Source organism: Vagococcus lutrae, from assembly GCF_023299185.1.
Lineage (GTDB): Bacteria > Bacillota > Bacilli > Lactobacillales > Vagococcaceae > Vagococcus_A > Vagococcus_A lutrae.
The window spans coordinates 1,839,281-1,865,374 of the sequence record NZ_CP097017.1 but is presented as its reverse complement, the minus strand read 5'-3'; the positions used below and the strand labels follow the sequence as shown (position 1 = coordinate 1,865,374).

At 35.4% G+C, this 26,094-nt stretch carries 21 protein-coding genes and 1 pseudogene; 8 read left to right on the top strand and 14 right to left on the bottom strand.

Translation table 11 applies throughout. The annotated features are described in order from the left end of the window. Window positions 1-113: 113 nt before the first annotated feature. The 3 genes from mutY to M2919_RS08960 all read right to left on the bottom strand — a co-directional run bounded on the left by mutY (window position 114) and on the right by M2919_RS08960 (window position 2,991). Window positions 114-1,313 carry an A/G-specific adenine glycosylase gene (mutY, locus tag M2919_RS08970; protein ID WP_248848698.1) on the bottom strand — a complete coding sequence of 400 codons (1,200 nt, stop codon included), beginning with the start codon at window positions 1,311-1,313 and terminating at the stop codon, window positions 114-116. A 1-nt stretch (window position 1,314) separates the two neighbouring features. Further along, window positions 1,315-2,115 carry a recombination regulator RecX gene (gene recX / locus M2919_RS08965; RefSeq protein WP_248848697.1) on the bottom strand — a complete coding sequence of 267 codons (801 nt, stop codon included), beginning with the start codon at window positions 2,113-2,115 and terminating at the stop codon, window positions 1,315-1,317. A gap of 111 nt (window positions 2,116-2,226) precedes the next feature. Continuing rightward, the gene (locus tag M2919_RS08960) at window positions 2,227-2,991 is read right to left on the bottom strand and encodes a hypothetical protein (RefSeq protein WP_248848696.1); all 765 of its coding nucleotides are present in this window, start codon (window positions 2,989-2,991) and stop codon (window positions 2,227-2,229) included. Between the two features lie 180 nt (window positions 2,992-3,171). Between M2919_RS08960 and M2919_RS08955 the strand changes: the two genes are divergently transcribed. The 5 genes and pseudogenes from M2919_RS08955 to M2919_RS08935 all read left to right on the top strand — a co-directional run bounded on the left by M2919_RS08955 (window position 3,172) and on the right by M2919_RS08935 (window position 6,278). Beyond that, window positions 3,172-3,726 carry a sigma-70 family RNA polymerase sigma factor gene (locus M2919_RS08955; RefSeq protein ID WP_248848695.1) on the top strand — a complete coding sequence of 185 codons (555 nt, stop codon included), beginning with the start codon at window positions 3,172-3,174 and terminating at the stop codon, window positions 3,724-3,726. 124 nt (window positions 3,727-3,850) lie between these two features. Next, entirely contained in the window at window positions 3,851-4,057 is a 207-nt protein-coding gene (locus M2919_RS08950) for a DUF1659 domain-containing protein (RefSeq protein ID WP_248848694.1), read from the top strand. Window positions 4,058-4,084: 27 nt separating this feature from the next. Continuing rightward, window positions 4,085-4,297, top strand: a complete 213-nt coding sequence (locus M2919_RS08945; protein ID WP_023605958.1) for a DUF2922 domain-containing protein — start codon at window positions 4,085-4,087, stop codon at window positions 4,295-4,297. Between the two features lie 120 nt (window positions 4,298-4,417). Further along, a pseudogene (locus tag M2919_RS08940) lies at window positions 4,418-5,352 on the top strand (NAD-dependent epimerase/dehydratase family protein). A gap of 203 nt (window positions 5,353-5,555) precedes the next feature. Next, entirely contained in the window at window positions 5,556-6,278 is a 723-nt protein-coding gene (locus M2919_RS08935) for a 7-cyano-7-deazaguanine synthase (protein WP_248848693.1), read from the top strand. 405 nt (window positions 6,279-6,683) lie between these two features. Here M2919_RS08935 and galU read toward each other — a convergent pair whose 3' ends face one another. From galU to M2919_RS10120, 6 genes are all read right to left on the bottom strand, one after another. After that, entirely contained in the window at window positions 6,684-7,577 is an 894-nt protein-coding gene (gene galU, locus M2919_RS08930) for a UTP--glucose-1-phosphate uridylyltransferase GalU (protein WP_248848692.1), read from the bottom strand. Window positions 7,578-7,613: 36 nt separating this feature from the next. After that, on the bottom strand, window positions 7,614-8,537 hold the full coding sequence (locus M2919_RS08925) for an LCP family glycopolymer transferase (protein WP_248848691.1): 924 nt from the start codon (window positions 8,535-8,537) through the stop codon (window positions 7,614-7,616). Between the two features lie 14 nt (window positions 8,538-8,551). Then, complete coding sequence (locus tag M2919_RS08920; protein ID WP_248848690.1) at window positions 8,552-9,718, bottom strand: nucleotide sugar dehydrogenase; 1,167 nt, start codon at window positions 9,716-9,718, stop codon at window positions 8,552-8,554. Window positions 9,719-9,720: 2 nt separating this feature from the next. Further along, a complete protein-coding gene (locus M2919_RS08915) occupies window positions 9,721-11,250 on the bottom strand; it encodes an oligosaccharide flippase family protein (RefSeq protein WP_248848689.1) in 1,530 nt (509 codons plus the stop codon). Further along, window positions 11,240-12,061: an ATP-grasp fold amidoligase family protein gene (locus tag M2919_RS08910; RefSeq protein ID WP_248848688.1), complete on the bottom strand. Its 822-nt coding sequence runs from the start codon at window positions 12,059-12,061 to the stop codon at window positions 11,240-11,242. The genes M2919_RS08915 and M2919_RS08910 overlap by 11 nt, the downstream gene beginning before the upstream one ends. A gap of 155 nt (window positions 12,062-12,216) precedes the next feature. Further along, a complete protein-coding gene (locus M2919_RS10120) occupies window positions 12,217-13,347 on the bottom strand; it encodes an EpsG family protein (protein ID WP_420857187.1) in 1,131 nt (376 codons plus the stop codon). A 169-nt stretch (window positions 13,348-13,516) separates the two neighbouring features. Here M2919_RS10120 and M2919_RS08905 point away from each other — a divergent pair, with 169 nt between their 5' ends. Beyond that, on the top strand, window positions 13,517-14,689 hold the full coding sequence (locus tag M2919_RS08905; RefSeq protein ID WP_000195429.1) for an IS256-like element IS256 family transposase: 1,173 nt from the start codon (window positions 13,517-13,519) through the stop codon (window positions 14,687-14,689). 257 nt (window positions 14,690-14,946) lie between these two features. On the opposite strand, the gene M2919_RS08900 is transcribed toward M2919_RS08905, so the two are convergent. From M2919_RS08900 to M2919_RS08885, 4 genes are all read right to left on the bottom strand, one after another. Continuing rightward, entirely contained in the window at window positions 14,947-15,498 is a 552-nt protein-coding gene (locus M2919_RS08900; protein ID WP_248848687.1) for a WxL domain-containing protein, read from the bottom strand. Further along, entirely contained in the window at window positions 15,498-15,755 is a 258-nt protein-coding gene (locus M2919_RS08895; RefSeq protein ID WP_248848686.1) for an LPXTG cell wall anchor domain-containing protein, read from the bottom strand. The genes M2919_RS08900 and M2919_RS08895 overlap by 1 nt, the downstream gene beginning before the upstream one ends. Window positions 15,756-15,837: 82 nt before the next feature. Next, window positions 15,838-18,063, bottom strand: a complete 2,226-nt coding sequence (locus M2919_RS08890; protein ID WP_248848685.1) for a hypothetical protein — start codon at window positions 18,061-18,063, stop codon at window positions 15,838-15,840. Further along, a complete protein-coding gene (locus M2919_RS08885) occupies window positions 18,047-19,051 on the bottom strand; it encodes a WxL protein peptidoglycan domain-containing protein (protein WP_248848684.1) in 1,005 nt (334 codons plus the stop codon). The genes M2919_RS08890 and M2919_RS08885 overlap by 17 nt, the downstream gene beginning before the upstream one ends. Window positions 19,052-19,243: 192 nt before the next feature. On the opposite strand from M2919_RS08885, the gene M2919_RS08880 reads away from it, so the two are divergent. Further along, window positions 19,244-20,779 carry a helix-turn-helix domain-containing protein gene (locus M2919_RS08880; RefSeq protein WP_248848683.1) on the top strand — a complete coding sequence of 512 codons (1,536 nt, stop codon included), beginning with the start codon at window positions 19,244-19,246 and terminating at the stop codon, window positions 20,777-20,779. Window positions 20,780-20,823: 44 nt separating this feature from the next. Here the strand turns inward: M2919_RS08880 and M2919_RS08875 are convergent, their stop codons facing one another. Then, window positions 20,824-25,140 carry an N-acetylmuramoyl-L-alanine amidase gene (locus M2919_RS08875; protein ID WP_248848682.1) on the bottom strand — a complete coding sequence of 1,439 codons (4,317 nt, stop codon included), beginning with the start codon at window positions 25,138-25,140 and terminating at the stop codon, window positions 20,824-20,826. A 103-nt stretch (window positions 25,141-25,243) separates the two neighbouring features. Here M2919_RS08875 and M2919_RS08870 point away from each other — a divergent pair, with 103 nt between their 5' ends. Continuing rightward, a complete protein-coding gene (locus tag M2919_RS08870; protein WP_248848681.1) occupies window positions 25,244-26,056 on the top strand; it encodes a glycosyltransferase family protein in 813 nt (270 codons plus the stop codon). Window positions 26,057-26,094: the final 38 nt, after the last annotated feature.

Genomic DNA, 26,094 nt, shown 5'->3' with positions numbered 1-26,094 from the left:
GACGATTTCTTCGACTTCTCTTTTATTATAGACTACTTTTCTTCTTTTCTAGCAAAAAAATAACAGTCCGACAAAAAATCCATCTTAAGACTGATTTTTTATCGGACTGCTGACTAATCTTCAATATATTTTTGTTTTTGTAATATCTCGACTATTTTTTGCTGTGGTTTTGGAAAAGGTAAGGCCGACCAACCAGTAGGATAGTACCATCCCGTCTGGTCATCGCTCACTTCCGCTTGATAGCCATAAGCAATCAACACGTGCCATTTTTGATGACTAAAAACATGTTGAATTTCTCCCACAGCTTCCTTTTGCCAAATCACATTCGCCACCTCTTCTGTCAAATGCTCCACTAAAGACGGCTCATCTTCAGCGACAAGCTCTAAAATCTGTTCACCCGCATCGCGCGTCTGGGCATCTTCCCATTGTTGTTTAAAACGCGTGTAGCTTTTCTTATCTAGCTTCACTAGGGGAAACGTCCAAAAGTTTGCTAACAATCCCGTCGTCGGACGTTGCTCTAAATACCAACGACCTTCAGCATCTTGCATGGCCAAAGCAAGGTAATAATGAGGTGTTACTTTCGTCTTCTTACTTTTGATTGGGTACTTCTCGCTCTCATCAATTTGATACGCTAAGCAATAGGTAGCCAATGGACATTCTTCACATTTTGGTGAGGTAGGTGTACAAATCGTCGCACCTAAATCCATAATAGCTTGATTAAACTCACTCGGATGCTGCGGCGAAATCGTATGTCTTACGACCCCTTCAAAGATGAATCGTGTCGACGGCTTGGCAATATCTTCCGTGATTCCAAACAGACGACTAAAAACCCGCATGACATTTCCGTCTACAGCTGGTTCCGGCTGATTAAACGCAATACTGGCAATCGCTCCGGCTGTATACGGCCCAATCCCTTTTAACGCTAATAGCGACTTCAAATCACTAGGCATCTCTCCGTCGTACTCTTCCATAATCGTTTGAGCGGCGAACTGCATATTACGTACGCGTGAATAATAACCTAATCCCTCCCACGCTTTTAACAGCTGATCTTCTGGCGCAGCGGCCAAATCGGCAATCGTTGGAAACCATGCCATAAATCGCTCGAAATAAGGAATGACTGTGGCCACTTGCGTTTGTTGTAACATGATTTCTGACACCCATATCCGGTACGGATCTTGTGATTCTCGCCACGGTAAGTGCCGCTTTTCTTCGTCATACCACGCTAAAAAATCTTGCTGAAAAGCAGTGATTTTCTCTTTCGGCCAGTCCGCTACGTAACTAGCAATACGCTGCGCTCGTGCTTCTTTTACCATTCTATTCTCCTTCTATACGCTCGTCTAACCATGCTTGAATCATCTCAAAAGAAAAGCCTCGTCGAGCTAATCCTTGTTTGACCTTTTGCACGCGCGCTTTTTCGTCTAAGCGATGTGACGAACGCCATATCTTTTCGCCAGCACGTGCTAATGCCTCGCGCTGCGCTTCTTCATCCGGCTCCACCGCTAAAACATCAATCGCTGCTTGACCAATGTCAAACGAAAAACCTTTTGTAACGAGATGTTTTAAGACTTTTTGTTGTTGATGTTGAAAACTATCCTTACGATAACGACGAAACGCTTTTTCAGCTAGCTTAGCCGCATTTTCTAAAGCTGTTTTTGTATCATAAAGTGATAACGCCTCCTCCGCACAGTCTGGCGCAATCCCTCGCTTACGCAATTGCTGTAACACGACTTGCGGTCCCTTATCGCCCATTCGCATTTGCGTACGAACATAGCTCTCAGCGTACTGCACGTCATCTATTAATTTTAACTCTTTTAATTTTCCAATAATATCACTAATCGCGTCTTCAGCAATTTCATGCTCACGCAAGTAGCGTTTGACCTCGGCTTCCGAGCGCAGCTGATAACTCAAATAATGTAGACTACGCTGATACCCTTCATCTATCGCGGTATCATGACGTAATTGTTGTAAGGCAGCCTTGTCGAGCGTCGTGCCTTTCAATAAACGATGTCGCACTAGCACATCTTCTGAAACGCTTAAGCTAACACCTGAATCAAACGACACTTTATAGCGCCCAGGCTTTTTCGTCTGAGCTATTTTCACAACCGTTTCCGCCACTTACCTCACCTCTCATTTTCTCTACTCTTTCTAACACTATTCCTTATCATATCATTAAATCAAAAAGTCTGGCAAAAAGAATGATAGACGCTCTTCAAACACCGATTGACGCTAGCACATCCACCACCTCATCCAAATTAACCCCTCTATGTAAGAAACAGAGCGACCGCTTAAGAAAAAAGCCATCGCCTCCTCTAACGACTGACAAACCACTGGCTCTTGCTTACTCCCACCATGTTGCGCGATGTAGTGACGCCACTCATCACTTAAAGGAGCCGTAAACGACAAATGATGTAGCGAAGTACGCTCGATAAAATAATCAAAAAAGGTCGAAAAAACATCGCATACATCTCGCACGTAAATTAATCGCTGATGAAAACTACGATAAGAACTATTGAGATGACAATGATACTGACCATTAAAACAAATATTTAACCGATAAGGACTTTCATCCTTTGTCAAATCCAAAAATGAAAAAACCTGGTCAAAATTGAACCATACGCTGGCGTACTGACTCGGTCCAGTTAAGGGCAACCAAATACCATACTGATGATGTAAAAATGGCTGTTTCTTTATACGACGACCACTCAGTAAAGAAAATAACTGTCGCTGCGTATCATAGTCATCGACTTGCAATTTCGACATCTGATGAATAAGCTGCCCCGTCGTTCGCTCGACAAAAACAGGTAGACAGTCCCGTTGAAAAACTAAACTCCCCTTTACGCAACGGGATTCATACGGCATGACTAACAATGTTTCCTTTGTCAACACGACATCTGCTTGCGGACGGGCAATCTCATACCATTCACTCAAATCATACTCTTTCACAACTTTGACCTCTTGTGACAAACATTCATTTTGAATCTTCTCGTACATCGTTTACTCATCCTTTCTTTATTATTAAATTTTCCCCTTTTATATAGAATATGCTAAAAAAAGAGAAAATGAACGTTTTTTTGATGTTTTTTTGATTAAATAACACTTCGTATTTTTTAAACCATTTCGATACACTTTAACTGTCAACCGGTTGAACATTATTAAATAAAGGTGAAAAATATGAAACAATCAAATGAAGAACGAATAAACCCCTATATCGGTATTGTCTATGGCGTCTTGAAACAACTACACATCGCTCCTAATCATGTCGATTATGAAGATTGGGTGCAAACGGGACTACTCATCCTATGCGAATGTCTAGAAAAAGTCTCACTCGATTTTGAAACGGAAGAACGCGCCTATCACTTTCGCGGTATTCTCTTTCGTCTCGTCAAATCACGGATGATCGATCGCATTCGCCAACAACAACGTCAAACACGACACCAAGCAGTAGAAGATAGTCAGTTACAAACAGCCGTCGACCCGTCAACACAAACAGAAGAAGCGCTCGTTGCAGAAGTCGATTATGCCCTATATAAACAAACCATTTGGCCACATCTCTCACAACGCGAACGAGCCTATCTCATCGCCACTATGGAGAAAGGCTGGACGATACCAGAAATCGCACGTTACTACCATGTCAGCCGTCATGCCGTCTATAAATGGCGTAACCAACTCGCTCTAAAAAGCTTGCGTTATTTTTTCAATAATCATCGTGACGATAACTTAAACTAAATGATTTTTGATGTTATTTAATAAAAAAATGCGAAATGAGGGTTAACATTTTGCCCCTTCATTTCGATATTATTAGTGTAAGACGTCGCGACATGCTTACAAAAAAGAGAAAGGAGCAATCAAAATGAAAGAATGGATTAGCAACCAAGTAGAATTACACTTTACAGTGGATGGGGAGGAAAAAATGAAGAAACAAACGATTTCTAACATCATCCAAAACCCAGCTGAAAGTGACGTACTCGCCTATGCTCGTTTAATTGAACGTCTCGTCCCTGAAAAGATGAACTTAGACAGCACAGTGCTTGTCGAAAAAACACGCTTTACCGCTTAATTTTACATTTTGAAAGGAGATATTAGTATGAAAAAATTACAAATGATTTTTAAAAACGGAACAGGTAAAAAAGTCACCTTGACACAACGTGACTGCCGCGACGACTTAACGGCGGAAACAGTCCGTGAAGTGATGGCTGGGGTAGCTAATCTCGCTTTAATCGAGAAAAAAGGTATCGCCCAATACGTCGAACCCGTCAGCGCTCACTATGTCGAAACAATCACAACCGACTTGTTTTAATATAATACAAGAAAAGGCAGTTACCGGAATGGTAACTGCCTTTTTGATGTTTCTACCGTTTCAACCCTTTTTTTGATATACTTAAAGAAAAGAAGTCTTGATAAAAGAAAGAGTGGTACTATACATGTAAAATTATTAATTACAGGTGGAGCTGGTTTCATAGGCTCAAACCTGTCAGCAGATACGACATTACAGTATTCGATGATTTGATTATGGTAAGCGAGTCCAACTTAAACAATTCGGATAACATTCTCTTTCATCATGAATCGGTATTAAATACACCTTTCATGACGAAGCTGCTTACAGAACAAAATTTTGACTATATTTTTCATTTAGCAGCTATTGCTAGTGTCGCTGACTCAGTCGAACGTCCAATCGAAACACATGACGTTAACTTTAATAGTGTTCTGACTATGTTAGAAACTTTACGTCATTTACCAAACAGACGCTTAAAATGCTTAGTATTTGCTTCGTCTGCTGCGGTATACGGTGACGAACCGACACTTCCCAAACAAGAAGAGAGTGTCATTCGCCCACTCACCCCTTATGCTATAGATAAGTTTGCTGCAGAGAAATTTGTTCTTTCCTATCATCATTTATATGGTGTACCAACTGCTGCCGTTCGCTTTTTCAATGTTTACGGTCCAAATCAAAATCCGAGCTCACCGTATTCAGGTGTCATCTCAATTTTAACCGATCGCTTTATGAAAAAAGTAAATGTCGAAGATAGTCAGTTTACCCTTTTTGGAGATGGCGAACAGACACGTGTTTTTGTCTATGTTAAAGATGTTTTACAAGCGTTATGGTTGGTTGCTATGAAAGAACAAGCTCTCGGAGAAGTCTACAATGTAGGGACAGGTATTGCCACATCCTTAAATAATCTAATTGACAGCATGCATCAATCTCTGTCAGTCGAGCTACCTATTCAGCATGAAGCAACTCGTGAAGGGGACATTCCTTTTTCCTATGCGAATATTGAAAAATTAACTTCACTCGGTTACCGATCTAAATATACTATTCAAACTGGAATTCATGAGTATTTACAATCTTTTTAAGATTAAAATGAGTTCTGTAGTAAAAAAACTGATAAACACTAAATATAAATTCACATACTAATAAACAATTAATTTATCCTTGAAAATACACCTAATAATAAATATAATGTTCTAAATCAATAAATTAAATATAAGTTGGATAAGCTCTTTAATTATTATCGAATATGCTTTATAATTATTTTATTAAAACAGGAGGATAGACAATGAAGCGTTTACTATGGACAGGTGGATGGGATTCTACATATAGATTATTATATAGTGTAATAGTAGAAAATAATTTGGTTCAACCTTACTATATTTTAGATTTTAATCGACCTTCTTATAAAAAAGAAATAGATACTATGAATCTTATAAAGAATAAAATTTATGAAAAATTCCCGTTAACTAAAGGTAAAATAAATAATACTATTTTTATTAAAATAAATGAAATAGAAGAAAATCAAACAATCACTGATAAATATATGAAATTAAAAGATGAATCTTTCATTGGCTCTCAATACGATTGGTTAGCTAGATATGCTGAATCAGAAGATTTAACCAATCTCGAACTAAGTATTCATTTAGATGATAAGGCAGCTTTTTTTGTTAAAAGATATGGGATAAAAAATGAAAACTCAAAAGTCTACTATCTGGACAAGAATATGTATGGAACACAATATGATATTTTTAAATATTTTGACTTTCCAATTTTAGATCTAACTAAATTAGATATGCAAAGAAATGCTGAAAAATATGATTTTCTTGATATAATGGAATTAACATGGTTTTGTTATAACCCAATGCCTAATGGACAACCATGCGGATATTGTAATCCATGTAAATATACTCGAGAAGAGGGGATGGGTAGGAGAGTCCCTTCTAAAACGAAAGGGTTTTCTAATCGAGTTAGAAATAAAATAAAACGAATATTGAATAAACACAATTAGATAACATCTAATTGCTTGTATTTAAGAAAAGTAATTATCTATTAAGATTACTGACATTGTAAAATTTTAGCCCTGTTATATTAGCTCTATAATTTAAAGGACTGATGAATCAAAAAATGATTCATCAGTCCTTTTTTAATTTTAGGTATTAAAAAGCATACCGTTCTTCTATATGATTAATTTACCACAAAAATGAATGGTAAAATTGAAGCTAAAAACACATATTAAACCCTTAAAAGGGGTATCCTATGGATTTAACTCATTTGAGAAAATGAAATGAAGAATATTCATTATGAATCGCTTCATTGAAGTAAAATAAAAAAGATGAATGGAACGAGTTCCACTCATCTTTCAACTTCATTTTGACTCATCAATCCTATTTGACAAAGAGCCATTTTATAGTATTTACGCCTCTTGTTCTGATTCTTTCAGCTCTTCCGCTAGTTCTACGATAAAGTCTTTTAGATTATCTTTGACCTCTGGATGTTCCAATCCATACTCGATACTTGTTTTTAAGAAACCAAACTTATCTCCAACATCATAACGTTTACCTGTAAACTTATGCGCAAAGACGCGTTGCGTTTTATTTAACGTGTCAATCGCATCGGTTAACTGGATTTCGTTCCCTGCACCTGGTTCTTGATGTTCTAAAATATCAAAAATTTCTGGTGTCAGTAAGTAACGACCGATAATCGCTAAATCACTCGGTGCTTCTTCTGGAGATGGTTTTTCCACAAAGTTACGCACACTGTATAATCCTTCTTCCATTTGCTCTTCTGGATTGATAATGCCGTATTTTGACGTGTCTTCATGCGGCACTTCCATGACCGCAATGGTCGACGCTTTATTTTTATCATAGTTATTAATTAGTTGCTTCGTCAAAGGAATCTCATCACTCATCAGGTCATCACCTAACATGACAACAAACGGCTCATTCCCGACGAACGCTTTTCCTAGTGATACCGCATGACCTAGCCCTTGTGGATGTGATTGACGGATGAAATGTAAATTAAGCCCGGTTGTTTCTTGCACCAAAGCCAACAAGTCATCTTTACCTTTTGATTTTAAATTTGTTTCTAATTCTAAATTCGCATCAAAATGATCTTCAATCGGTCGCTTTGCTTTCCCCGTCACGATTAAAATATCCTCAATCCCTGAGGCAATCGCCTCTTCAACGATGAACTGAATCGTTGGCTTATCCACAATCGGCAACATTTCTTTTGCCATGGCTTTTGTTGCGGGTAAAAATCTCGTCCCCAAACCTGCCGCTGGAATAATCGCTTTTTTAACCTTGCTCATTTTACATAACTCCTCAATCATTATATTTTAAGCTCATTATGGTAAGTCAAGCTGTTCTTTTAAAAGCGCTTGAACACGTGCTAACTCTTCTGGACTAATATCTTGGTAAGAAACACCCTCACGCATGGCACCGACTCCTTGCAGTTGGTCGTTTTCAATATGTGTAAAGGCATCCCAGTATTTACTTTGCATAGCCGTCATCTGACTCCATGGAATATCTGTTTTCACATGGTCTTCAAGTGTGCTTAAAATAGTCCCATAATTGGCAATAATATTTGGACTCATCGCTTTTTTGATAATCGCCATGACAACCTTGCGTTGGCGTTCTTGACGTCCATAGTCCCCATTAGGGTCATCATAACGCATACGAATGTAAGCAAGTGCTGCATCCCCATCTAATTGCACAGGACCTTGATGAAATTCGTAACCATCTTGAGTAAATTCAATGTTATTTTCTAACTGAATTTTCCCGACCGCGTCAACCATTTCTTTTAAACCGTGCATATTGACGCTAACATAGTGGTCTATTGGAACTCCTAATAGTTTTTCTGTCGAGTCCATAGACATCTCTGGTCCACCAAACGCATAGGCGTGGTTTAACTTATCTTGTGTTCCTAGTCCTACCATCTCTGTATAGGTATCACGTGGGATACTGACAATCGTTGTTTGTTTTTTGTCAGGACTGACTGTAGCAATCATCATAGAGTCTGAGCGTCCCTGTTCCGTACGGTCAAATTCACCAGTATCGATTCCTAAAAGCAATATCGACATGGCTTCTCCTTGTTTCACTGAAACTGGTTTTTCACGCAACTGTGATTTGATACGAGTAGACTCTTCATAAACACCATCGGCAGTTTTCTTAACGTCTAAATAGACCTTACCTAAATAACCACCTATAGCTATTAATAAAACTACAATGACTCCTAAAATACTTATTAATATTTTTTTACCTGTTGACATGGATTCAACTCCTTCTAGTCACGTTGAAAGATATCTCTAGTATAAATTTTATCCGCTACATCTTCCAATGCCTCTTCATAACGATTGCTAATAATGATATCGCACTCTTGTTTAAAAATGTCAAAGTCTTTTATAACTTGTGAATTATAAAATGTTTCTTCATCTAAAGTAGGTTCATAAACAACTACTTCAATTCCTTTAGCTTTAATACGTTTCATTACTCCCTGAATCGATGAGTATCTAAAATTATCTGAACCAGACTTCATCGTTAAGCGATAAATCCCAACTTTTTTAGGCTTTTTATCAATAATATCATTTGCGATAAAGTCTTTACGTGTTGTATTAGAATCAACAATCGCTTTTATAATATTGTTTGGAACATCTTCATAGTTTGCTAACAGTTGCTTCGTATCTTTTGGTAAGCAATACCCTCCATATCCGAAAGAAGGATTATTATAATGAGAGCCAATTCGTGGATCTAAGCCAACACCTTCTATAATTTGTTTCGTATCTAAACCTTTCATAGAAGCATATGTATCTAACTCGTTAAAATATGACACTCTTAATGCTAAATACGTATTTGAAAATAGTTTAATTGCCTCTGCTTCTGTCGAATCTGTTAACAAAACTGGCGCATTTTTTTCTATTGTATTTTTTAAAAATATATCTGCAATCTTTTCTGCTCTCTCTGATTTTTCTCCGATAATGATGCGTGACGGATAAAGATTATCGTATAAAGCTTTCCCTTCACGTAGAAACTCTGGAGAAAATATAATGTTTTCAGTATGATACTTTTCTTTTAACGTTTCTGTATAACCTACAGGAACTGTTGATTTAATGATAAATATTGCTTCTGGCTTTTCTTTTAATACTTTTTCAATAACATCTTCAACTGTTGATGTATTAAAATAATTACGTTTTTCATCATAATCTGTAGGTGTCGCGATTATAAATACATCAGCATAATTGACAGCAATATTAAACTTATCTGTATACTCAATATTTAAATCGTCACGTACTAAAAACTCTTCAATCTCTTTGTCTATCAATGGAGACTCTCCATTTTTTAATCCTTTTATTTTTTCTGAAACAATATCATATGCCATGATATTTTCCGTTTGAGATAATAAAAGAGCATTTGCTAGACCTACATATCCTAAACCTACTACTACAATTTCCATATTTATCTCCTTATTATTTTTTTTAAAACTCCATTTACAACTTTTTTTTCATAATGATTTAATCCCACTAAAAATAACAATATAATATAAATTAAAGAAAAAATTATAATTTTTAGTAATAATACTTTTATATTACTTGTAAAAAAGAGTTTATTCATTGAAAACAAAATTAAACTAACTAGACTAAAAAAAGGCAATAATTTTAAATGAACATTTTTAAAAAAATACATAAGATTAAACGTAAATTTTTTCTGTAAAAAGTAATTTAGCAATAATATTTGCCCACAGATTATTCCTAAACAGGCTCCCAATGCCATGCCTATTGCCCCCATCTTAGGTATTAAAATTACTGAAAGAACAACACTTATAACTGCAGATCCTATGAAAGAGAATGCTCTGTATTTAATTTCATTAGCTATTGTTAAAAAATTATAAGCAATAGTTTGAGTGTAAGTAATTATTCCTGGCAATATCAGCAAAACAATAACGTAATATGATTGACTATAATCACCACTCAACCATAAAAACAAAAAGTCTTTTCCAATTATTAAAAATATAACATATAGAATTCCTGATATCATTAGTTGTATTCTTCCTACTTTAACTGACAAAACTTCTAAATCTTTCCTGTTTTCAACTTGTGAATTATTTTTATTATACATAATTCGTGATACGCTAGGTAAAAATAAGGAATTTAAAGCATTCGCGAATAGCCAAAAATAGCCTTCAATTGAAGACCCTATAGAGAAGAAAGCTATTTGATCAGTTCCACTGAGTCTTCCTAATAATGTCGGACCTATATTTAAAATAAATCTTTGAGAGATTAATATTATTGTAGACCATGTAGAAAAACTTATAATATCTTTAAGTATCAATCTGTCTTGATAGAAAATATTAGATTTGATATGTAACTTTTTCTTTATAAATCGATATTTCAGAAAAATATTAAAAAAATTTGTAAACGTATTTATAAAAACAATAGTATATAAATTTGATTTCAACCATATTGCAATTAAAAGTATCATGAATGAGAATATCTTCTGTAACAGGTCTACAGTCTTCATATAGGTAAACTCTTCATATGAAGTCAAAATAGCATTAATAGGCATAAATGGAAATGATATTATTGAATATACCGCTATAATAATATAAACCTTCTTAAATTTTAAAAGCTCAATTGTAGTGAGTTGTAAAAATATATCCTCTAAGAAAAAATATCCTATAAACAAGATTATCATGATAATAAAATCAATTATTAAAAACAGTTTTACCGTTATACCTAGAAAATCATTAATTTTGTGTTCTTCGTTACTTGCTTTATAGATAGATACATATCTTGTTACTGCTGCGCTAATACCAAAATCTAAAATAAAAAAAGATATAAAACTCATAGCTAGCGTAAACAGAGCATAGTTTGATTTGCCTATATTATTAATCATTAAAGGCGTATATATAAAACCAGTGATTATCGTGACTGCAATACCAATATAAGAAAGAATTCCACCTAATTTTAAATTTTTACTAGATGCCATAATTGTTTTCCTTATCATATATTTGCTTAAATATATAATTATACTTTTCAGGTGTAAATGCTAAATATCCACCTTTAGGTGTTAATGTGAATTCTCCAAAAAGTATTGTGTTATTAGATGTATACATATCTACTCTACAAAAATCGATCCCCTTAGATAGCTTCCTGACAATTTCTGTCATTTTATTAAATTCTTGAGGCTTTAAAAAGCTCCTGTCTGATAATCGTGATGACTTAAATTTAAAATCTGTTTCGTTCCATTCCATGTCATAAAATTTTTGTACACCTTTTTCTCTATCAATAACCTGAACAAAATATGGTTCTCCATTAAAACAAAAATATTTATAGTCGATTAGCATATCCGAAAAATCTATATACTCCTCAATAAAAACTTTTGGTTCAATTAAAGAGTAATGCGGCTCACCATTTCTAAGTCCATAATCATCAGATAGCCATTTTTTTAAAGTTTTTTCGCAATCGCTTTTATCAAATTTACTTTTATCTTCACAAAAATAGTTTGTACCACATGAATTATTTGTTTTTATAACAAAACTATTCGGTAAATCATTTAATTTGACGTCTTCTATATCATTTATAATTTGTAGGGTATTCACAATATACTGTTTTCCTACTAACTCAGAAACATAATTTTTTGCATACAATTTGTCAGCTAAGTTATAACGATTACTTATATTACCATTAACTATATTTCCCACAACAACTTCAGTTATTGTTTTAGGTTTTTTAAATCTTGGTATATTTCTGAAATTTTTAATATATTTTAAAGTATGATAAAGTTTAAGTGGTAACATCTTACATCTCCTTATAATTTCATAATTATTTCTATATAATAATATAATTTTCAATATGTCTCATTTCACATACTAACTTTTTATTTCTAATTAACAATTTAAATTTATAGTATATTTGTCTCGGTTAGTTCCCATTTCACTTCAAATATTTTCTATTAATTGAGTATATTTTCAATATACGACGGTATTAACCTAAACCTAAAAACTTCTTGTTTGTTAAATATACTGACATATTTATATTGTAAAAAATTTTCAATCCCTATTAATTTTGCTTGGTAAATCTGAGCATTTATTTCTTTAACATAAAATATAGGAATAATACAAGTAATTAAAACTGTAGCGAATACTATTCGATCTCTCAATTTTAAATGAGATAATAGTTTTGGTACCATATATATCTCTAGCACTTTAAAATAAACATGTATTCGAGATGCCAACAAATCCTGTGTAGATAACATAATATATACACAAAACCCAATAAAATAAAAATATAATAGTAACATATCTTTTTCAGATAACGCTTTATCAGAAAGTTTGTACATATATACGATTATTACCAACATTGATAGTCTATACAATATAGCTAAAATACTTAAGGAATATTCTGTATAGTTTAAACTCACCCCTATTTTTTGTATCGCAAAAATGAAAATATTATTTTTTACAATGATTGATAATACTAGAGAAATTATTGATATAAAGAATATAGATTGTAACATAGTTTTACTTTTAAACTTTTGTATTAGCGGTAAGATTAAAACTACTAAAACACTACTATGGAATAACGAAAGTATAATTGTAATTATATAAAATTTTAAAAGTTTTTTTTCTAACAATAGCGGAAGCAAAACTAATAAAAATAAAGTAATTGTGAAACCTTGTCTAAATCCACTATTGAAATATGTAAAATAATACATAACATAAAACATTAAAAGTGATAAATTTTTATACTTTGAGTACTTCTTTATAAATATATATATCATTAGAAACATAACAGAAGATATAATTATTGTAAAATGCGTATAGTTGAAATTAAAATACTTTAAAATCCCTGCCAGGATTTTAAACCCTATCTCTCCATGAAATTCATTATTAAATATTTGTGGACTATTAATTGAGGGGTACAATTGATAGAGATATAAATAATTAAAATAATCACTTCCTATTCCAAATCTAAATATATTTAAGGTAGAAATTATAATAAAAACTAATGTGAATAAAACATTGCTTTTGTAGTTAATTGTAGTTTCTAGTAAAGATAAAATAATCAAGATAATTAACACCATAAAATAAGTCATTTTTTATCATTTATGTTTATTAAAAAATAAACAATTCCTCCATTATCTATATTTTTGATAAAGTCCGTATAATTGTGTAAAAGTAAAAAGGCCATATAACAGTCCTTTTACGGTACAATGTTTTTAACGACAAAAACATACCCAGGAGGACTTTTACATGACCCAAGTACATTTTACACTGAAAAGCGAAGAGATTCAAAGCATTATTGAATATTCTGTAAAGGATGACGTTTCTAAAAATATTTTAACAACGGTATTTAATCAACTAATGGAAAATCAACGAACAGAATATATTCAAGCAAAAGAATATGAACGAACAGAAAACCGACAAAGTCAACGAAATGGCTATTATGAGCGCAGCTTTACGACACGTGTAGGCACGCTAGAATTAAAAGTACCCAGAACACGTGATGGCCATTTTTCACCCACAGTGTTTGAACGTTATCAACGAAACGAAAAAGCCCTCATGGCTTCAATGTTGGAAATGTATGTATCAGGCGTTTCAACTCGTAAAGTATCAAAAATTGTGGAAGAACTTTGTGGTAAATCCGTCTCTAAGTCCTTCGTTTCTAGCTTAACAGAACAGCTAGAACCTATGGTTAACGAGTGGCAGAATCGTTTATTATCAGAAAAAAATTATCCTTACTTAATGACCGATGTACTCTATATAAAAGTACGAGAAGAAAATCGAGTACTCTCAAAAAGCTGTCATATAGCGATTGGAATAACCAAAGATGGCGACCGTGAAATTATCGGCTTCATGATTCAAAGTGGCGAAAGCGAAGAGACCTGGACAACATTTTTTGAATACCTAAAAGAACGCGGTTTACAAGGTACGGAACTCGTTATTTCTGATGCGCACAAAGGATTAGTCTCTGCCATTAGAAAATCCTTCACCAACGTAAGTTGGCAAAGATGCCAAGTTCACTTCCTAAGAAATATCTTTACCACCATTCCTAAAAAAAATTCAAAATCTTTCAGAGAAGCTGTTAAAGGAATTTTTAAGTTCACAGATATTAACTTAGCGCGTGAGGCTAAAAATCGATTGATTCATGATTATATCGATCAACCAAAATATTCAAAAGCTTGCGCATCATTGGATGATGGATTCGAAGACGCCTTTCAATATACCGTACAAGGAAATTCCCACAATCGACTAAAGAGTACCAATCTAATTGAACGACTGAATCAAGAAGTACGCAGAAGAGAAAAGATTATTCGCATCTTCCCCAATCAAACATCAGCCAATCGCTTAATTGGAGCCGTTCTTATGGACCTACATGATGAATGGATTTATTCTTCAAGAAAATACATCAATTTTGATAAGTAGAAATGGTAAAAACATTGTATAGCATTTTACACAGGAGTCTGGACTTGACTTGTTTTTATGATATTTTTCATCATTTTATATCATATTCCTTATGATTCAATCGCGCATTATTTCTTTTACTATTATAGGTATGAATCAACTCATTACATTCAATACTTTTTTGTTTTTTTTATAGCGGTGATACCTTAATGGCTGTTGTTATTTTTTAGTTATAAATACAAGAAAAACGTTCATGTCTGGAACATGAACGTTTTTGCTTATTCTCCTGGGCTTAATTCCCATTCTAAAACTGTTTGATAGTCACCTGCTAAAGCATCGCCAGGAACTGTTAACTCAGGATGCAAATTAACCTCACTCAGAAGAGCGCCACCTGAAAACACTTTTTGTGCACTGTTATTTAATGTTTTTACACCTTGACTTATTACACCATTGTTTCCTGTTGGGTTGACTGTGATGTCCATACCTGTCACAAAGTTTTTAGTTCCAGCAGCAATAGCAGTAGCTGAAGCAGTACGTGTATCTTTGACTGTTACGTTCCATTTTGCATTGTTACCACGGTAATCTCCAACTTGGATTACAGCAGTTTCTCCGGTTAATAGGCTTTGCGTATGTGAATTACCATCGAATGTAACGGCTTGAAAATTCATCTTAGCTGTAGCAGAAATATCCCCTTCAAACTTTAAATCTCCTGCTGTTACTGTAATTTCTGCTTGGGTGGCTTTATTCTCAACTGCTTTGACTGTCGTAGCACTTGCTAAGACTACGCCTCCAACCATCATCATCGCTACTACTTTTTTTGTGTGTTTCATCATTTCATTCTCCTTTGATTTTTATATATGGTAAACCCTAATAGCGCTATGGCTACTAGTGCTAGTCCCAGTTTCATGGTTTTGTTTGTCGCGCGTTCATTTGTTTGAGGAAGTTTTTTCGTCGTATGACGAATAACAGGATTAGATGTTTTATTTTCTAGCTGCGTCTGTGTTTCTTCCGTCTGCATAACTTCGTCCATTGATTCACTATGTGGATGAATGGTAATATTGGCAGTCGAATAACCTCTATCAGCCACCTCTGACGCTTTTTGTAAAGAGGGATTTATGAACAAAAAGAGAATCAACATGATTATCGCTATGTTTCTTTGTTTTTTCATTTTATGGTTCACCCTCCGTTAACGTCCATTCTAGTTCCGTCTGATACTCTGTTGGCGAAAGTAACGCGTTGTTTGGTATATTCAAAAATAGCCCTGTCGTCTCTGACCAACTATCTTCCGTCACTATTTTCCCATTATTTAAATGATTTGAACTTAATATGTTTTGCCCTTCTTGATTCAACTTAATCTCTTTATTCATTTGTTTATAAAGCAAAAAGGGTGAAAGCGGTGAGGACGTTGTTTCTTTTAAGGACAACGTCCACTTTGTTTTTACTGGCCGTGTATCACATACTGTCACGCGATTGTTTTTTTCTTTTCTTTCCACAAGTGTTTGGGCTTGCCCGATTTGATAGTCTTCAAAGACCACCTTTTCAGGAATTTCCCAAGTCAGTTCCCCCGCTCTAACTTCTATAGAAACGGCATATCGATATTGAACGTCTCTATCTTCACTGATTTTTTCTGATACGATGATAGGCTGTTCGACTAGTCCAGCAACCCCAAAACACGGATCCTCATTTGGCAAGAGTAGTTTTTGTTCGACATATGTTTGAGTAAAATAATCTGTGATATCTTGACCGATTTCTGATAAGTAACTATATAGTGGGACAGAGATATCTGGCTTACTTTCGAGCTGATTCACTTTTAATAAGCGTAACCCCTGCTCTTCTACCAAAAAGTACCAATCTTGTGCACGTGCTGCAGTAAGGTCAAGCGATGTATTCTTGTTGTAACCTTGGACTAGGGATTGTTTATTACCTTCTCCCTCGTGATGTACGTGAATGATATCGCCATTGTTTATCGCCAGTTCATTATAGGAAGGAATTGTTCCGACAGGATCAGTTGGCGAGAGCTGCGTTTTATCATCAACGTTGACATCGTTTAATACTTGATTATCTTTTAACGACGTGGCCTTCACTATTGCTACTTCGACCGTATTTCCCACCAGTCCTATTTGCTCACGACTGCCTTGCACACTTTGTAACACTTTCCACTGACTATCATTTAGTACGGCTAGTCCAAATAGGACGTGTTCGTCAGCATTTTTTATTAACAGACTCGTTCCTGGATGGACATCAACAGGAACGTCTATCGTTTCAGATAAAACGGGTTGTTTAGCCGTGACGGTCAATGGTAGTGTTTGAGACCCTGTATATTGATAGCGACTATCCGTATTCCAGTTAACGTCGTACTCCGTTGGTTGTAGGATATAACCATCGGATGCTCGTTTTACTTCCTTAATTCTTTCATTTAGATTGGGTATGGTCGCTTTTTCTCCCAAAACGCCTGATATGTTTTCATCATCTAAAGTCACCAGTAACTTATCTTGTACTTTGAATAAAAGGGGAATAGTTTTAGTTTGTTGATACTCATCTGTTATCGTCACCTTGACTACCTTTTCACCCAATGTATCAAAAGTAGGAGGACCATCCGTGTAGGAAAGCGTCACTTCCCCGGCACTACTAGTCACCTTCAGATACCGATCTAATAGCTCTTGTGGGTCTATGGGTAGCTTATCCCCATACGTGACGAGAAACTCATTTTGCATAGGGGCTACTTGCAAACGAGGTACCTCCTCTAAAAGAGCCTTTATATTCCTAGCGACTTTTTTATCTGAATCTTTCAACCCAAAGAATGGATTGTTAGAAGACTCATTTTCAATTCTTCCTCGTTCTGATGTTCCACCCCACATTGTTGGCACTCCTATTTTATAAGTCATAGATAGCTCAGGTATTACTTCTATGTTTCCACTTGATTCTTTATTTTTAACTCGTTTAATCGTAATAGTAGCTTTACGACCCATTTGAGTTACATCGACTTGCAACGAGTCGTCTTTCGATGCAATCTGCAATGCCTTAATAGAAAAAATGCTACCGCCATATTTATTGTTATGCGTCTGCTTTGGGAAATCTATCCAGTCTTTGTTCGATTCTGTAAAGTCGTCTAAGTTCAATTCAATGTTGACCGCTTCGCCTGTTTTTAAATAGGGAAGTTTTGGCGTATGTTGATTCATTTTAGCCGTAATCTTAGTTGCCATCGCATTTATTTTTTCTTTAGCTAAATTTCTATAGTACGTCTTCCAAGTGTCCTCATCACTAGGCACATCGGTCATAGAGCGCCCTAGTTCATTTTGATTTTGTATTATTTCGGCTGTTACTTGAAGTGAGGAGGATAGTGATGGTGTCAGTAAACAAAGCGTTAACACTATCGCCTTATATCTGTCTTTCATTACGTTTTCTTCTCCTTCCAATGACAATCATTTGAATTAAGATAATAAGCAGTAGAATTAGAATAATAACGACAAACAGCCACATTTTAGACGGCTCTTTTTTAGGCATGTCGATATTCTCATTAATCGTCTTAGCTTCACTTGCTTTAATTTCTAATTCTTCTGTCCATGTTTGGTGAAATTCTTTACCTTTTGCTTCTATCGTTACCAGATATTTCCCTGCTTTTACTTCATCTTGATTAAGTCGTAGCAGCATGTGATTAACTGTTTCTGGTGCCATTCTCACTTCATCATCATACAGCGTTTGGATTGGGGCTTGCGTTTGTCCCATTCGCTTCATAGTGACCTGTACATTCATTCCTTTTAAAACAACTGGATGGACATTTTCAAAAACTATTTCTAGGTTAGAGTCATACTTGACTACTTGAAGCGCAGCTCCTTTAAATAAAATTTCCTCAGGATAGTCTTGGTTCCCTTGATGAATTTTCACAGGGATTAAATAACTATATCGGTTAACAACTTGCCCATTTTCTTCTTTATCATCCGTTTTACGAACGCGAACCCCTCCTAAAGTCGTTCCTTCAAAAGGTTCTTTGGGTAAAACTAATTCGATAGGCACAACAGTTTCACTCTTAGCTTCTACATGTATGGTACTTGGGGCCGTTGCGATAGCACTGAGTGCAGGTATTTGATGATAGGTCATAGGTTTAGCCGTATATTCAATAATACCGTTCCGATTACTAAAAGCATTTTCTATCAATAGCTGATAGTCGTGAGGGGCAGTATCTTGGTTTTTTATTTTAATACCAATCTCACTCATGCTATCTGGCGATAGACTCATATCATAATAGTCCGCAACATTTTCTGTTTGGTTCCCATTGAAAATCGGAGAAACCGAAAAAGTTATTTCATCTGCGGAAACTGGCTGAATCATCCACGCTAGAATTAACCACAATAAGCCCAAACTCTCTTTTATTTTTCTTTCCATTCTCCCGCTCCTATTTATATTGTTCTATCGTATTATAATAAACGTACGTTATAAAATCAATAAAATATCTGTTTTTCTTTTTTTAAGAGAATAATTTCTAGGTATTATTTCATTATAGCGACATTTTATATTAAACATTTTATATTTTATGGTATAATAATATTGATAAAGACGATAATAAGGAGGATTTATGTGTTATTTTTATTAGATAGTGACAAAAAAAGAAAGCTAGATATTTTAAACGCTATTTATAAAGCGCCTTATCATCGTATAAGTTTTCATACCTTGCAACAAGATATGAAATTGAGCACTGTCACACTTACAACTGCTCTTTCACAACTAATAGACGATATAGAATTAATCTGTACAGAATCAATTATTTTAGAATATCGACAAGGTAATCAAAAGTGGTATGAATTACCTGAAAAGCAACATTTTATACAAACGCAACTCAGTCAGTACTATATGCAAAATTCTATTAAGTTTCATTTAATCAAGGATTTATTTTTAAATGATGGGGGAACTTTGAACGAATTTAGTCAAACTTACTTTCTGTCTCCTTCTAAAATTACTCGCGAAATTAAAAAGCTTAACAGCATGCTCGTCAAACATCATCTCCAAATTGAAGGATTTAAACAGCTCAAGCTTAAAGGAACAGAATCCTCGATACGATACTTTTTCGTTCATTTGTTTTTCCATACGTATCAAGGATTAGACTGGCCTTTTACTAATATGAATCCTTTATTGATGAACTATTATCAAGAGCTAATTCCCAAAAAGTTATACCGTCTGCTAGACGTTAAAGTGAATCTTTTTGCATCTTATATCGTAGCGGTTTCTTTAACTCGGTGTGCTCAAACTCATTATTTAGAAAAAAAGATGGATAGTGACTGGTTGTACGAAGAGGCATTAGTAACAGATTATGAAGAAAAAACAGAAAATTTTATTCTATATCTGTTAAATGATCCTCAATACTCTGCTCCACGCGACGTATTAGCTAAAGAAGTACGTTTTATATATTCCTTTGTATTTAGTCAACAGAACTTTATTGATGATTATACAGATATCCCAACGTTTTTCTTCAATTCTACTTTAACATCGTTGCACTACATGCAAAATATCGATAATATATTAGAACAACTTGCCTCTCTTTTCGACTACGATTTAGATGGACAGACGCGATCTATTTGGCGCTATCATTTGACCGTGATTCACTATCGCTTATTACTATTTCCTGAAATTCTAGTGACTCTCCCTGCCTATTGGACAGTCGATTTTTTAACCATTATTGAAAAAGACTTATATTATCAATTAACTTATGAGCGCATTCGCGGAAATTTAACGATTTTTCATGAAAAAATCAATCAGCGACATTTGGATTATCTCGCTCGTGCTTATAGTGTATTGGCGATGCCATATGTCTCTTCCTACTTTATGAAACATACGATAAACGTTTTATTTCTAACTAACCATACCGACTTTCACTTTTTGTATAAAGCTTTAACATCTGATTTCGCACGAGTTTACTTACGGATTGAAGCCGTGGAAATGCGTAATCCCAACACTGATGTGATTATTTCTGATACGTTAGTCAATCCAACGCTATTGGGTTTACCAGCTGATACACCTATCATTTATTACGAAACAAATGCTTATTTTGATTATTTGAATCATATTCAAAAACAACTCTTTCAGATACAACTACAAAAAAATGGATTAAATGCTTAAAAAAAATAACAGATTGATGATTAATCATCAATCTGTTATTTTTCTTATACTTGATAATAGGCTAAGATGCCTTGTACAATCCCCTCAGCCAATTGATTTTGGTAGGCTGGATTGATTAGACGATTTAGTTCGATTGGGTTAGACATAAATCCTAATTCTGCTAAAACCGCCGGCATATTTGTTTCACGAATCACATGAAAATTTTGTGTTTTCGCTCCACGATTGACAGCACCAGTATGGCGCACTAAAGCTTGTTGCACATTAGATGACAATTGTTTACTTAACACTAAGCGATCAACGCGTACTTGTGGGTTTAAATGCATGCTTGGAAGCTCTGATGTAGTACTGTTAGCATCATTATATTGCGTATTTTCAAGATTTGATGCTTTCGTCCGACTCATCCCGAAACTATAGACTTCTATACCATTTACACTTGAACTAGGGCTAGAGTTGTGATGAATACTAACAAAAATATCTGCTTTTGAAGCATTTGCTTTCGCACTAATCTCTCTTAATTCTAAGAAAATATCTGTTTCGCGAGACATCACGACTTCTGCTCCTAATTGCTTTAAGCGTGCTTGAACTTTTAGAGCGACAGATAAATTCAAATCTTTTTCATTAATCCCACTGTATCGTGCTCCTGGATCTTTCCCACCGTGACCTGCATCCACATAGATTTTCTTCCCAGCTAGACGTCCTACGGTCACCGTCTGTTTAATGACCTTCACTCGCTGACGTTTCGTCACAACAATTAACTCTAAGGTATGGTTACCATTAGCAACTTGGCTCAAATCTATAACCGTGTGGAAACCACTTGCTGCCTGTCCATATTGCGGATAAGCACTTTGAACATCTGGACGAGAAATATTGATTTGTGCATTAGTTAATTTCTTACCATCTACTTTGACTTCAATCCGGTCAACGCCCTCATCGGCTAATACCCAACCTGTTACCGGGATGCTCGTGTTACTAACCGAACTCAATCGCGTATCTATCGTATGAAGAATAGGGTATTTTTCAATTTCAACTTTTTCTGTTCGTTGGATAATACTGCCATCTGCCATAATAAAGTCTAAGCGTAAGGTATCCATCCCGCTTATCTTCGTTAAAGGTAAGTCCACCGCAAATCCAGCATTGCTATTTTTATATTCTGGATATAGCTTCGCAACATCTGGACGAGATATACCGATACGGCCTGTTCCTATTTTTTCATTTCCTACATAGACGTTTAGACCTTTAGTCGCTTGTCTGTCTAAAAACCAACCGCTTAATTTTAATCGCTGATTAGTCGCTTTGACTGGTCGTTTATCTAAATCATGTATTGGTGTTAATGCTGTCTTAACAAAAGTACGACTCGTTTCGATTACTTTATTCTCACGACTTTTGGCAATCACTTTTACCGTGTGTTTACCTGGTTTCACATTTGCTAAAGATAGTGATGTACTATAACCAGATTTTATTTCGTGATAATCTGGATAGACCGTATTCACGTCTGGACGGGCGGAAAATTGGCTAATCGTTTCTACTAATTGATTATCAATTAACACTTGAATATCTTTAACGCCCCACTCACTTAAATACCAACCACTGACGGTTAGCTGATCACCTTGTTTGCTATTAGCGGTTGGATAATCTAGTTGAAGCAAATCTGGTAAGCTAGGCTTTGTCACCGTGACCGTTGAACGTTTAATTTGTCCATTCTCAAGTTTTACAATAACCGTTAAAGTATGTTTATCAGCTTTCCACCCACGCGTATCAAAGGTTCCAGTATAACCAGGGGTTGAGTCCGCATACTCAGGGTAAATGGCATTGACATCGGGTCGTGCGACGTTTTTATTTAAATCGGCTATTTTCTTACCATCTTTTTCTACTGTGATTTGGCTTACTTTAGTATCTGCCAATACCCAGCCGCTCATTTTAAAGTTAGCACCTGTAACTTTCTGATTATTAGTTGGCGTATCCACTTGAAGGAGAATGTTCGATTGATAATTCACTTCGACTTTTGACGTTATTAAAACCGTATTCCCTTGCTTAACATCTACTCTAACAACATTTTTCCCCTCTTTAAAGTGTTTAGCTGGAAGCATTTCTTCAAATCCTGGTTTTGTATCATTATATAGCGGGTATAGGGCATTAACATCTGGGCGTGCAAGTTTTAATTTCCCAGATTTAACCAGTTGATTATTTACGTAAAAGTCTACTTGGCTATTTTCTTGATTAGTTAGCGCCCAACCCGAAACTTTCACATTCCCTTGGTAGTTTTTATCTTTCTTTGGAAAATCAATATTCATAACACTTGGTAGTACTCGCTTTTCCACCGTTTGAGAAAACGTTTGGACTTTTCCATCAGACGTTTTGACTTGGATGCCCACTTTGTTGCTGCCTTTTTTCATACTTGCCGTCGGAACATTTACTTGATAGCCTGCTGTTTGTTTCATAAAATCTGGAAAAACAGCATGAACATCGGGACGTTCGACGTTTCGATTAACAGCTTGGATTACTTTTCCATTAATCGTGACATTTAATGACGTCACTGGCAAATCCGATAACAACCAACCTGATAGTTTTAGTTGATTACCAGACACTACACTTTGTGCACGAGGTGTGTCAATAGTTTGATACACTCGCGGTGCTTCTTTCTTAATAACACGTTCACTTGCTACTTGTTGACCATTCTCTTTAGTCGAAACAATTTTTAAGCGGTGTGTTCCTGTGGATAATTTTGAAACGTCTAACTGATAATGATACCCACTTTTTTCAATGCCGTATTGTGGAAAAATTTGTTGTACATCCGGACGTGCAATATCCATTGTCGCTTTTCCTTCTTGCACGCCATCGACATAAATTGTGACATCTTTTATTTTTTCTTCTGCAAGTGTCCAACCGCTTACTACAACTGATTGGCGTACTGAGGCATTGTTTTTAGGTTGATCGACTTCTAATAAATGAGGAAGCGTCGTTTTATTAAGCTTAATAAGTTTACTTGTTATTCTGTTCTGACCATTAATGGCCTTAATCTCAATCTGATGCTGCCCATTTGTCAACTTACTAGCTGGCAAAACAAGTTCATATCCTGAACGACCATTTGCATAGCTTGGATAGGCTTGTTGAACATCTGGACGTGATAAACCATATGTAGCATCCCCAACGTAAGTGCCATCAAGATAGACTGACACGCGTGAGATACCTTGAGTGTCTAATGCCCACCCACTAATCGTCACATCTTTTTTACCAATCGTCATATTATTTTGTGGGGTATCGACTGTTAATAATGGTTTCTCAACTTGGCGCACCACATGTCGTTGCACTGCTGTTTGCTCGCCGTTTGTAAATTCAGCGACTACTTTGATATAATGGTCACCTTCTGGCATTTTATCTGCGTCGACATTTAATTCAAAACCACTCTGTTCATTATGATAATCAGGAAAAGCAGAGTCAACATCCGGACGCGCTAAGTCTTTTTTTGCTTCACCTACTAGCTCATCGTCTACATAGACCGCTACTTTTTTGGCTGGTGTTTTCCCTAAAGCCCATCCTTTTATCATTGTAGTGTCTTCTTTTATTCCTTGATGATCAGCTGGGACATCAAGATTAATCCGTGTTTGTTGATCATATTTTGTTAAGCCATATTCTTCTATAATTTGATTCAGTTTAAGATGATAGTTTGAATCAGTTGCATAAGTACCTGTCAATGCCTTTGTCGCTTCGCGGTATGTCGGTGCATTAATCTTCCAAGCCCCTTGATAACGATTTGGCTGCCAACTTACACCATTTTTAATTTTGTTAATGTAGTCATCGACTGAGCTTTCTAAGTTAGGGTATTTACGAAATCTGTCCTTTATCTGAACGAGTTGACCATTAATCTCTTCCGTTGTAACATGCTCGTAGAATGCACCTCTATAATCTCCCTTAATTCCAAAATAGTTTTGAGCATTTTTAGCTAATTCGCTCGTTCCGAAGTTACTTTCTAAGATAGCTTGCGCCATCAAAACAGAGGTATAAAGACCTGCTTGTTCAGCCTTGGGAGCAGCATATTGACTCAATCTGACAATAAAGTCTTCTCTTGATGGATTCCAAACTTTTAAGTTTGGCAACTCAACACCTGTTCCATCTGTTTGTGGGGGGTCCGCTACTACTATTGGCTGTTCTTGTGTTGCTTTCTCCATAGTTTCCTCGGATTGTTGTACATTTTCTACACTTTTTTCTTCTGTTTCAAAGGTATTTAACACTTCTTCTGTTGAGTGCGTTTCTGTTGTTGTTTCGCTTGTCGACTCATTTAAAGTCACTGCTAAAACACTGTTAGAAACAGAACCAAACATTAATGAACTGGCTAGCAAAGCCGTTAATACTTTCTTTTTCATTCTGCTAAATTCACTCCTCCAATTTCAATTTGACGCTCAGATGATAACAGTATATCATAGGTTTAATGAATTAATAATGTGTTTTAATAAAAAAGGTGGGTTTATGAAAAAAATCTTATCTATTATTGTTTTATATGAACAACAGCTTGAGGATTCATTGTCATATCAATCTTTTCAAGCTCTGTCACGAGGCATGAACGAGTCACCTACACTCATCGTGTATGATAATAGTGCCGTACCTTTAACGACAATTCCATCTGGTATCATTTATCATCACGATTCTCGTAATATTGGTGTCCAACCTGCTTACGAATATGCACGTCTACACGCTGAAACTTTTCATTATCCGTATATTTTGTTACTTGACCAAGATTCATGGATTACAAAAGATCTTTGGCATGGTTATCTAGCAAGTATTTGCTCTGTCAATCCACCTACTGCTGTGGTTCCACGAGTCTACGATGATGAGACACTTGTTTCTCCTTTTTATACAAACTCACTCTTTTCTAAAAAGTCAACGGTTGTACAACCCGGACTTTATACAGCAGGTATTACCGCGATATCATCTGGTTGTTTATTATCCACTGATTTTATCTCCAAGCAAGGCGGTTTTTCAGAAGAGTTTCCCTTAGATTATTTAGATCATTGGCTCTTTTATCTCCTTGAAAAAGAAAGAGAACCTGTTTTAGTTCTATCTGATTATTTAAAACATCAGTTATCCGTTCAAGACTATGACAGTATTTCTGTCAAACGATATCATAGTATCAGCCAAGCCGAGCGTCATTTTTATCAGACGTATCGACCAGAACTATTTCCCACTTATCAACGACATCTGTATAAACGATTATTGAAACAAATCCTCACTGTAAAAAATAAACGAATTGCAAAAATGACATGGGATTTGATAAAAAAATAAAACCGTTGTTGTTTTCTATTATTGACAGAAAACAGCAA

Bases quoted from the DNA above. Each gene is read 5' to 3' on its own strand.
- mutY (WP_248848698.1), bottom strand. From the start codon at position 1,313: ATGGTAAAAGAAGCACGAGCGCAGCGTATTGCTAGTTACGTAGCGGAC.
- M2919_RS08960 (WP_248848696.1), bottom strand. From the start codon at position 2,991: ATGTACGAGAAGATTCAAAATGAATGTTTGTCACAAGAGGTCAAAGTT.
- M2919_RS08955 (WP_248848695.1), top strand. From the start codon at position 3,172: ATGAAACAATCAAATGAAGAACGAATAAACCCCTATATCGGTATTGTC.
- M2919_RS08950 (WP_248848694.1), top strand. From the start codon at position 3,851: ATGAAAGAATGGATTAGCAACCAAGTAGAATTACACTTTACAGTGGAT.
- M2919_RS08945 (WP_023605958.1), top strand. From the start codon at position 4,085: ATGAAAAAATTACAAATGATTTTTAAAAACGGAACAGGTAAAAAAGTC.
- M2919_RS08935 (WP_248848693.1), top strand. From the start codon at position 5,556: ATGAAGCGTTTACTATGGACAGGTGGATGGGATTCTACATATAGATTA.
- galU (WP_248848692.1), bottom strand. From the start codon at position 7,577: ATGAGCAAGGTTAAAAAAGCGATTATTCCAGCGGCAGGTTTGGGGACG.
- M2919_RS08925 (WP_248848691.1), bottom strand. From the start codon at position 8,537: ATGTCAACAGGTAAAAAAATATTAATAAGTATTTTAGGAGTCATTGTA.
- M2919_RS08920 (WP_248848690.1), bottom strand. From the start codon at position 9,718: ATGGAAATTGTAGTAGTAGGTTTAGGATATGTAGGTCTAGCAAATGCT.
- M2919_RS08915 (WP_248848689.1), bottom strand. From the start codon at position 11,250: ATGGCATCTAGTAAAAATTTAAAATTAGGTGGAATTCTTTCTTATATT.
- M2919_RS08910 (WP_248848688.1), bottom strand. From the start codon at position 12,061: ATGTTACCACTTAAACTTTATCATACTTTAAAATATATTAAAAATTTC.
- M2919_RS10120 (WP_420857187.1), bottom strand. From the start codon at position 13,347: ATGGTGTTAATTATCTTGATTATTTTATCTTTACTAGAAACTACAATT.
- M2919_RS08905 (WP_000195429.1), top strand. From the start codon at position 13,517: ATGACCCAAGTACATTTTACACTGAAAAGCGAAGAGATTCAAAGCATT.
- M2919_RS08900 (WP_248848687.1), bottom strand. From the start codon at position 15,498: ATGAAACACACAAAAAAAGTAGTAGCGATGATGATGGTTGGAGGCGTA.
- M2919_RS08890 (WP_248848685.1), bottom strand. From the start codon at position 18,063: ATGAAAGACAGATATAAGGCGATAGTGTTAACGCTTTGTTTACTGACA.
- M2919_RS08885 (WP_248848684.1), bottom strand. From the start codon at position 19,051: ATGGAAAGAAAAATAAAAGAGAGTTTGGGCTTATTGTGGTTAATTCTA.
- M2919_RS08875 (WP_248848682.1), bottom strand. From the start codon at position 25,140: ATGAAAAAGAAAGTATTAACGGCTTTGCTAGCCAGTTCATTAATGTTT.
- M2919_RS08870 (WP_248848681.1), top strand. From the start codon at position 25,244: ATGAAAAAAATCTTATCTATTATTGTTTTATATGAACAACAGCTTGAG.